Source organism: Allobosea sp. RIT-PG3_2 (genome assembly GCF_057321085.1).
Genome location: NZ_JBXWCA010000011.1, coordinates 199,512 through 207,894 on the forward strand (window position 1 = coordinate 199,512; position 8,383 = coordinate 207,894).

9 protein-coding genes are annotated in these 8,383 nt (G+C 66.4%); 3 read left to right on the top strand and 6 right to left on the bottom strand.

Translation table 11 applies throughout. The features are described 5' to 3' along the window. Nucleotides 1-59: 59 nt before the first annotated feature. Both AC2FAN_RS24815 and purC read right to left on the bottom strand, forming a co-directional pair. Nucleotides 60-644 carry a hypothetical protein gene (locus tag AC2FAN_RS24815; protein WP_265050862.1) on the bottom strand — a complete coding sequence of 195 codons (585 nt, stop codon included), beginning with the start codon at nt 642-644 and terminating at the stop codon, nt 60-62. Nucleotides 645-685: 41 nt separating this feature from the next. Then, complete coding sequence (purC, locus tag AC2FAN_RS24820) at nt 686-1,480, bottom strand: phosphoribosylaminoimidazolesuccinocarboxamide synthase (protein WP_199092193.1); 795 nt, start codon at nt 1,478-1,480, stop codon at nt 686-688. 320 nt (nt 1,481-1,800) lie between these two features. Here purC and AC2FAN_RS24825 point away from each other — a divergent pair, with 320 nt between their 5' ends. Beyond that, nucleotides 1,801-2,124 carry a DUF1476 domain-containing protein gene (locus tag AC2FAN_RS24825; RefSeq protein ID WP_485176748.1) on the top strand — a complete coding sequence of 108 codons (324 nt, stop codon included), beginning with the start codon at nt 1,801-1,803 and terminating at the stop codon, nt 2,122-2,124. 278 nt (nt 2,125-2,402) lie between these two features. Continuing rightward, nucleotides 2,403-3,182 (top strand): HpcH/HpaI aldolase family protein, encoded by a 780-nt coding sequence (locus tag AC2FAN_RS24830; RefSeq protein WP_485176749.1) that lies wholly within the window; start codon nt 2,403-2,405, stop codon nt 3,180-3,182. Nucleotides 3,183-3,191: 9 nt separating this feature from the next. On the opposite strand, the gene AC2FAN_RS24835 is transcribed toward AC2FAN_RS24830, so the two are convergent. Next, nucleotides 3,192-3,851, bottom strand: coding sequence for a DNA-3-methyladenine glycosylase family protein (locus tag AC2FAN_RS24835; protein WP_485176758.1), 660 nt, complete (start codon nt 3,849-3,851; stop codon nt 3,192-3,194). Between the two features lie 74 nt (nt 3,852-3,925). Between AC2FAN_RS24835 and gluQRS the strand changes: the two genes are divergently transcribed. Then, on the top strand, nt 3,926-4,822 hold the full coding sequence (gene gluQRS, locus AC2FAN_RS24840) for a tRNA glutamyl-Q(34) synthetase GluQRS (protein ID WP_485176750.1): 897 nt from the start codon (nt 3,926-3,928) through the stop codon (nt 4,820-4,822). Nucleotides 4,823-4,827: 5 nt separating this feature from the next. Here gluQRS and AC2FAN_RS24845 read toward each other — a convergent pair whose 3' ends face one another. From AC2FAN_RS24845 to AC2FAN_RS24855, 3 genes are all read right to left on the bottom strand, one after another. Then, nucleotides 4,828-5,745, bottom strand: coding sequence for an AEC family transporter (locus AC2FAN_RS24845; RefSeq protein WP_265050857.1), 918 nt, complete (start codon nt 5,743-5,745; stop codon nt 4,828-4,830). A gap of 115 nt (nt 5,746-5,860) precedes the next feature. Next, complete coding sequence (locus tag AC2FAN_RS24850; protein ID WP_485176752.1) at nt 5,861-7,882, bottom strand: peptidoglycan DD-metalloendopeptidase family protein; 2,022 nt, start codon at nt 7,880-7,882, stop codon at nt 5,861-5,863. Nucleotides 7,883-8,181: 299 nt separating this feature from the next. Continuing rightward, nucleotides 8,182-8,383, bottom strand: a 202-nt coding sequence (locus tag AC2FAN_RS24855) for a hypothetical protein (protein ID WP_485176753.1), incomplete at its 5' end; no start/stop codon positions are given.

Below are 8,383 nucleotides of genomic sequence, written 5' to 3' on the forward strand. Positions count from 1 at the left end.
GGGCGTGCCTTAACGATGAATCGGGGCGGGCTCAACCGTTTCCCGCCGTTTCACGTGAATCAGCGGCTGCGCCAGGCGGCTTCCGCGTCGCGGCGGGCGGCGTCCGCCCTGTCGCTTATGGCGAGCGCGACGACCAGCTTGTCGGCCTCGCGGGCATAGAGGATGGCGGTGACGGCCTCTCGGCCGGGCGTATCGAGCGAGCGGATGGTGACGAGGATGCCGCGCGCTTCCGCCGAATCGAACCGGGCGACATCCGTCGCGCTGCGGGCCGCCTTCGGCTCGGCCTTCCTCTTCTGGTTCCGCTGGGCCTTGCGGCGTTCGGCCGCCTTCGCTGCCGCCATCTGGGCGAAGGCCTGTCCAAGGCGCGCCGGGCTTTCGGACAGGGCCTGCTCCATCTGCCTGGCCTGTTCACCTTCAAGGGCGATCACCGCGGCGAAGCCCTGCTGGACACAAGCTTCGCGCGGGCAGAAAACCATCGCGCGGGCTTCCAGCCCGTCATTCAGCACCCAGGAGCCGATCGGCAGCCGGTTCCAGCCCTCCGAGGCCGGCAGGTCGGCGATCCCGGCGCCGAACTGGTTCGTGCAGCCGGCGAGCAGCAGGCCGGCAGCGAGAATCAGGGTCGCGACATGAAAACGGGAGCGCATGCGCTCCCGCTTCATCTGCGATTGTGGCCGGGTGACGACGCTCACTGCACCAGGCGCGGTCCGGTCGGGCCGGGGTTCTCGTTCTCGCCGAGGATGCCGAGACGGCGGGCGACTTCCGAGTAAGCCTCGATCAGGCCGCCCATGTCGCGGCGGAAGCGGTCCTTGTCCATCTTGTCCTTCGACTTGATGTCCCAGAGCCGGCACGAATCCGGGCTGATCTCGTCGGCGACGACGATGCGCATCATCTCGCCTTCCCAGAGCCGGCCGGTCTCCATCTTGAAATCGACGAGGCGGATGCCGGCGCCGAGGAAGAGGCCGGAGAGGAAGTCGTTGACGCGGATCGCCAGCGCCATGATGTCGTCGATCTCCTGCGGCGTGGCCCAGCCGAAGGCGGTGATGTGCTCTTCCGAGACCATCGGGTCGTTGAGCGCATCGTTCTTGTAGTAGAACTCGATGATCGAGCGCGGCAGCTGCGTGCCCTCCTCGAGGCCGAGGCGGGTCGCCAGCGAGCCGGCGGCGATGTTGCGCACCACGACTTCGAGCGGGATGATCTCGACCTCGCGGATGAGCTGCTCGCGCATGTTCAGCCGGCGGATGAAATGCGTGGGCACGCCGATATCGTTCAGATTCGAGAAGATGTGCTCGGAGATGCGGTTGTTGAGCACGCCCTTGCCATCGATCACTTCATGCTTCTTGGCATTGAAGGCGGTCGCGTCATCCTTGAAATGCTGGATCAGCGTACCGGGCTCGGGTCCTTCATAGAGGACCTTCGCCTTGCCTTCGTAGATGCGACGGCGGCGATTCATGGGGATGTACCGTGGCTTGAGGAAATCCAAAGGTCGGCCCTTCTCTGGACGCGATGAGGTCGCGGCGGGATCTTGGCCCCTGAACTGTCGGTCTTGTAGCACAACCCGGCGATCCCATGGGGATCGATCTTCGGGCCGGCACAGGCGCCGGTTGTGCATAGGGTGCCCGAAGGCACCTGCAGCGCCTGCTATATGGAGTGTCTCGGCCGCAAACGCAACAAAACGCCTTTCGGAGGCTCCAGAAGGCTTAAGCGCGGCTGAATCCGGCGGGAGGCTGGCTCTCGCCGCGCCGACACCCTATATGGTCGGACATACAGGAATTCCCGCCCGCGAGAGGATATGGACGCCGCATGACGACCTTCGATCAGCGCAAGGACGCCTTCGAGAACAAGTTCGCCCATGACGAGGAGCTGCGCTTCAAGGCGACCGCCCGGCGCAACAAGCTGCTCGGGCTCTGGGCCGCCGAGAAGCTCGGCAAGAGCGGTGCCGATGCGGATGCCTATGCCAAGTCTGTCGTCGTTGCCGATTTCGAGGAGGCCGGCGACGAGGATGTGGTGCGCAAGGTCAAGAACGACTTCGTGCTGGCCAACGTCAATGCGTCCGACAGCGAGATCCGCACGGTGATGACCGAGCTGCTGATCAAGGCGGCCGAGGATATCCAGGCCGGTCGCTGAGAGACTGATCGAGAATTCTACTGTGGCGGCCAACTGACGGCGTTTTCTGCGCTTCCGGTGCTCAAGTACTCCGGTACGCTCCGCTCCGTTCTCGAAGACGCCGCCATTTGACTCTCCGCAGCGAATTCTCAATCAGGCTCCCGGGCGCATCCCGGCAGACGCAGGACGTCTCTGAAACGGGCGCATGGGCGCCCGTTTGCATTTCCGGGCCGGGCCGGTCCAACGTGCGAAAGCCGCCGCGCCGTCTGAAGCGCGGGCTTTGAACGGATGAACGCACCATGGCCAAACCCACCGTCCTCTCTTCCCTCGCCGACCGCTTCGCCAAGGGCGACAGCGTCGTCTCGGCCTGGTGCGGCCTGCCCGATCCCTCGATCTCGGCGATCCTGGCGCAGGAGGATTTCGACGCGATCACGCTCGACATGCAGCACGGGCCGATCACGCTGGGCGAAGTCATCCGCGCGATCCCGCTGATCAATGCGGCCGGCAAGCCGGCGCTTGCGCGCATTCCGGTCGGCGAGTTCCAGAACGTCTCGAAGCTGTTCGATTCCGGCGTTTCCGGTGTGATCGCGCCGATGATCAACACCATGGAGGATGCGCGCCGCTTCGCCGCCTATGCCAAATATCCGCCGATGGGCGAGCGCAGCTGGGGCAGCTATGGCGGCCTGATCGCCTCCGGCCTCGACCAGAACGCCTATCTCAAGGCGGCCAACGGCTTCTCCATGACCTTCGCGATGATCGAGACGCGCGAGGCGATGGCGATCGTCGACGACATCCTCGCTCTGGACGGCATCGACGCCCTGTTCGTGGGCCCGTCCGATCTGTCGATCGCGCTGTCCGGCGGCGCGCAAGTCGATGCGACGGCGCCCGAAGTGGACGAGGCGCTGAAGCACGTCGTCGCCCGGGCCTCCGCCGTCAACAAGCCGGTCGCGCTCTATGCGGCGACGGCCGAGCGGGCCAAGCAGGGTCTCGCCATGGGTGCGCGCATGGTCACGGTGATGAGCGATTCGGCCCTGCTGCGCGCGGCGACGCAGACGGCCCTGAAGATCGTGCGCAGCTAGAGCGCGCTATCAGGCGTTGATACCCTCGCGGCGCTTCAGGACGGCGTAATAGGCCCAGAGCAATCGCGCCGCGACGCCGCGCCAGGGCCGCCAGGCCTCCGCCATGGCCTGGAGCTCCACCGGCTTCGGCCGCTCCGCGAGGCCGAAGGCATGGCGGGCGGCTTCCTGAATGGCGAGATCGCCGGCAGCGAAGCCGTCGCGATGGCCGAGGCAGAACAAGAGATAGACATCGGCCGTCCACGGGCCGATGCCGGAGATCGCCGTCATCCGGGCGTGGACCTCTTCCGGGGTTGCCTGCTCGAGCGCCTCGAAGGCGAAGCGCTTCTCGGCAAGCGCGGCGGCGAGGGCGAGCAGCGTGCGCTGTTTCGGCCGCGACAGGCCGGAGAGGCGCATATCGTCGTCGGTCGCAGCCAGCACCCGTTCCGGCGTCAGCGGGACGAAGACGCTTTCGAAGCGGTTCCAGACGGCGCGGGCGCTCGCGACCGACAATTGCTGCGAGACGATGATGGCGGCGAGGCCGGGGAAGCCGCCTTCGCGCAACCTGAGCGGGGGCAGGCCGGTGCGCGCGACGACGGCGTTCCAATGCGGATGCATCGCGGCCAGAGCTGCCATGCCTTCTTCGAGATCGCTGTCGCAGGTGATTCGTTCGGTCATGACGAGAGCCTTGATGGCGCAGGAGCCGGGTTGCGTCAGCAGCGAGGGGGCCGCTTGGCGCGCGGCATGGCAATCCCTAGACAGGGCCGATGGCGTCCATTCCACCCGATTCCGGCAAACCGGTCTTCCGCTTCGCGCCGAGCCCGAACGGGAGGCTGCATCTCGGCCATGCCCTTTCGGCGCTGACCAACGAGGCGCTTGCCCGGCAGGCGGGCGGGCATCTCCTGCTGCGGATCGAGGATATCGATCTCACCCGCTCGAGGCCGGAATTCGTCGAAGGGATCGTCGCGGACCTCGATTGGCTCGGGATCGCCTTCGAGCCGGATATCCGCAGGCAATCGCAGCATTTCGACGATTACGCGGAGGCTCTCGGTGTCCTGCAGGCGCGTGGGCTGGTCTATCCCTGCTTCTGCTCGCGGCAAGAGATTCGTGCCGAAGTGACGGAGCGCGAAGCGGCATCCGGGCAGCCCTGGCCACTCGATCCCGATGGCGCGCCCCTTTATCCCGGCCGTTGCAAGGTACTGGATCCGAACGAAGCGGCCATGCGTGTGGCGGCCGGCCATGCGCATGTGCTGCGTCTCGATATGTCCAGCGCCATTGCGTTGGCCGGGGAGGGGCTGAGCTACACGGTTTTCGACGCTGCAGGTTCCAGCCAGGTCGCACCGGCCAGGCCCGGACGCTGGGGCGATATCGTGCTCGCGCGCAAGGACGTGCCGACGAGCTACCACCTTGCGGTCGTCGTCGACGACGGCTTGCAAGGCGTGACGCGTGTCGTGCGCGGCCGCGACCTCGAAGCCGCGACCGATATCCATGTCGTGCTGCAGCGCCTGCTCGGGCTGCCGACACCGCTCTATCATTTTCATCGCCTGCTGCTCGACGATGACGGGCGCAAGCTCGCCAAGAGCCGGCGGTCGGAAAGCCTCGCGGAGCTGAGAGCAGATGGCGTCGGGCCGGCCGAAATCCGGCGGCGGCTCGGCTTCGCCTGAACGAATCAGCCGACGCCGAGATAGGTCAGCCAAGCCGCGGTCGTGAACAGCGACAGCAGGGTCGAAAGCGTGATCGCGCTCGACGCATCGGCGACGCCCTGCCGGTAGCGCTCGGCGAAGAGATAGGCGTTGATGCCACAGGGACAGGCCGCGAACAGCACGGCGACGCCGGACCAATGGGCCGGCATCTCGAAGACCTTCGTCGCGAGCCAATAGACCAGCAGCGGGTGCAGGCCGAGTTTCAGCCCGCTCAGCACGGCCGGCAGGGCGAGGCCCGATTCCAGCCCGTAGCGGCGCATGGCGATGCCGAGGCTGATCAGCGCGCAGGGAACGGCTGCTCCCGCCAGCAGATCGACCAGCGTCCAGGCCGGCTCCGGAATTAGGCCGATGAAGGGGCGCACGGCGGAGCCGAGGAGAATGCCGATGATGATCGGGTGGGTGAAGAGCCGCTTGATCAGCTGCGGCACCGAGGCGGAGCGGCCTTCGGCCAACAGCGTCGCGACCGTCATCGTCACGGGAAGATGGATGGCGAGCAGAAGGCCGAGCGGCACCGCGCCGGCATCGCCATAGGCCTTCAGGATCATCGGGACGCCAACGAAAACCGTGTTCGACTGCGCGGCCGCGAAGCCGGAGACCACCAGCTCCGGTCCCTTCCGCGCGAAGAACTTGCTGGCGATCAGCATCGCCAGCGCCCAGACCACCGCGAGCCCCGCGAAATAGGCGATCCAGTAGCCCCAGGGCTGGGTCACCGGAATGTCCGCCTTGGCCAGCGTCCGGAACAGCAGGCAGGGAACGGCCAGCACGAAGACGAAATCGGACAGGCCCTCGCCCGTCGTTTCGCGCAGGAGCTTCGTCCAGCGGGCGACATAGCCGAGGCCGATCAGTCCGAAGACGGGCAGGACGACGAGAAGGGAAGCGAGCATCGGCGGGGGACCCGCATCACGAGAGAAAGGCGCCTGATCAGGCGGTGTCGTCTCAAGGCGATGGTGTCAAGCGGTAGAAGCGTGGCGAGCGCCCGATTGCCAGGCGGGCATGCGCTCAGCGCAACTGTGCGACAGCTCCGCCCGCCTTCTCGATGAGGCCGCGAATCTCGTCGCGCTGGCGCTTGAATTCGCCGAGGGTCGGACCCTGCAGCTCACGCCCGCGGGGCACGCGAATCTTCATCGGATTGACGAAGTTGCCGTTGACCAGCACCTCGTAATGCAGATGCGGGCCGGTCGACAGGCCGGTGGAGCCGAGATAGCCGATGATCTGGCCCTGGCGGACCTTGGCGCCGGGCACGATGCCGGAGGCGAAGTTCGACTGGTGCGAATAGGTGGTGACGTAGCCGTTGGCGTGCTGGATCTCGGTGTGCTTGCCGTAGCCTGAGGACCAGCCCGCCTTGGTGACGACGCCGTTGCCGGCGGCGAGGATCGGGGTACCGATCCGGTTGGCCCAGTCGATGCCGGTATGCATCTTCGAATAGCGCATGATCGGGTGGTAGCGCATGCCGAAGCCCGAGCGCAGCTCGCCATCGGCGATCGGCTTGCGCAGCAGGAACTTCTTCAGCGATTTGCCCTCGTCGTCGAAATACTCGATCAGCCCGTCATCCGGCGCCTGGTAGCGGAAGACCCGGCGCGTCTCGCCATTCACCGTCAGCGACGCGGAAAGGATCTCGGCCCGCTCACCCTCGTCCTCGTCGGTGAAGATCACCTCCAGATTGTCGCCGCCATGGACGCGCTGCTGGAAATCGAGATCGTAGGAGAAGATGCGGACGAGCTCGTCGATGAGCGGCCGCGGGAGATCGTGGCGCGCGCCGGTCTCGTAGAGGCTCTCATAGAGTCGTGCGCCACCGGCGCCCTCATTCTCGTCCTCTTCCTCGGTCTCCTGCCGTTGCGGCCGCGGGATGGCCAGATTCTGACGCGGCAGGTCGACGGCGACGAAGGCGCCCTTGTCGTTCATGGCGATCATGCCATCCGGCTGGCCGTTGCTCAGCAGCGAGACACGCATGATCTGGCGCGCATCGCCGGGGCGCGGACCGGGTGCGTAGAGGACTTGAAGGACCTGGCCGTCGGGCAGGGCGGTGGTCCGGACCTTGCCGCCGAAGGCCGTGATCATGGTGCGGATCTGCTCGGGCGTGGCGCCGGTGCCGCGCATGACCTGCTCGAAGTTCTCGCCGCGCTTGGCCATCACCAGCTTGTCCTCGACGAGCGGCTCGCGGGAGGCCGGAATCGGCGTCTTCGGTGCGTTGGTGACGTTCTCGGGAACGACGCGGACTTCGATGCCGGAAAAGCGCGTATCGGTTGCCGGCGCATAGGCGAGGATATCGCCGCCACCGACGGCCCCGCCGGTCAGGGTGCGGCTGAGCATCAGCTGCGGCGGGATCGGCAGGGCGCGCTGGCGGCCCGAATTCGCCAGGTTCGCGCGCTCTTCCTCGATCTGGGAGATGACGTCGGTATCGCTCAGCTGCGGCTTGCCCGCGGGGATGACGATATCGCCGAGATCGCGCTTGACGATGGTGACGTCGGCGTCGGGCATATCCTGGGCCGGCTCGGCATACCGCTCTTCCGGCTGTCCGCCTTCGGCGAAAAGGCGAAGTGGATTGAAGGGCGGGATGTTGCTCGCATACACGCCGGTGGTCAGCGACAGGTCCGATGCAAGCCGGACGAAGGGGCGCACGCGGATGACTTCGCGGTTCCCGACCTTCTGGGACATCGGTGCACGCAGCGTATGGCGGGCCGACATGATCGGCTGGTCGGCGACCAGCTTGTCGGCCTTGCGCGCGCCGCCGCCTTCCCCGGCCGCGGAGGATGAGCGCACGGCGACGGTCTCGGGCTGCTCGGGATAACTGGTGTCGCCCCGCATGGCGACGAGGATCGCCGCACCCAGCAAGGCCGCGCCGCAGGACCCGACCAGGGCGCAGGCGAAGAGCCAGCGCAGCGAGACGCCGCGCCGGTCGAGCGGCTGCTGGCGCGAATCGACCGGCTGGATCGGCGGCTCGATGCCGAGATCGACGAGCAGGGCCGCTGACTCGGGGGAGAGCGGCTCGAGCGGCTGTGCGAACTCGGGATGGGCGTTCATGTCTCGGAGCGGGCTATGCTGCGTGCGGGGTGTCTTGAAACCTCGATAGCGAACTCCGCCGCAGCGAAGATGCCTTGAACGCGTCCTGACGAAAGCGCGCCAGGACCATGCCCGTGCCGGCAGCGGGAATCAATCCGTTCAGCCGTGGACGATCTCCTGTGCGGGCAGATTGCGGCTGTTTTGGGAACCGCTGCGCGAGCGCCCCCTCGCGGTACACGTACGCGAGCGCGCGCTTTTCCATATCCAAGCGACATCCAGCTCGAAATCCAAGCGACATCCAGCTCGAACTACGGCGCTGTCTAAAGAGGCGATTGCTCAATTCTCTCTGTGGGCAGTCGCGAGGGGCGATGTCCCGACGCGGGGCCGAAGCGGGAGCCGAGCCCTGCGTGGAAGGGAAGCTGCAAAAGCAGGCGGAAAGTCGTCATTCCAGACGCCTGGACGACTGAAATGCGCTCCGTCAAAAAAACTTCATCGAGCGTGTTGACATCGGATCCGGCCGTG

Coding starts and splice junctions, on each gene's coding strand:
- gluQRS (WP_485176750.1), top strand. CDS start 3,926: ATGGCGTCCATTCCACCCGATTCCGGCAAACCGGTCTTCCGCTTCGCG.
- AC2FAN_RS24830 (WP_485176749.1), top strand. CDS start 2,403: ATGGCCAAACCCACCGTCCTCTCTTCCCTCGCCGACCGCTTCGCCAAG.
- AC2FAN_RS24845 (WP_265050857.1), bottom strand. CDS start 5,745: ATGCTCGCTTCCCTTCTCGTCGTCCTGCCCGTCTTCGGACTGATCGGC.
- AC2FAN_RS24815 (WP_265050862.1), bottom strand. CDS start 644: ATGCGCTCCCGTTTTCATGTCGCGACCCTGATTCTCGCTGCCGGCCTG.
- AC2FAN_RS24825 (WP_485176748.1), top strand. CDS start 1,801: ATGACGACCTTCGATCAGCGCAAGGACGCCTTCGAGAACAAGTTCGCC.
- AC2FAN_RS24850 (WP_485176752.1), bottom strand. CDS start 7,882: ATGAACGCCCATCCCGAGTTCGCACAGCCGCTCGAGCCGCTCTCCCCC.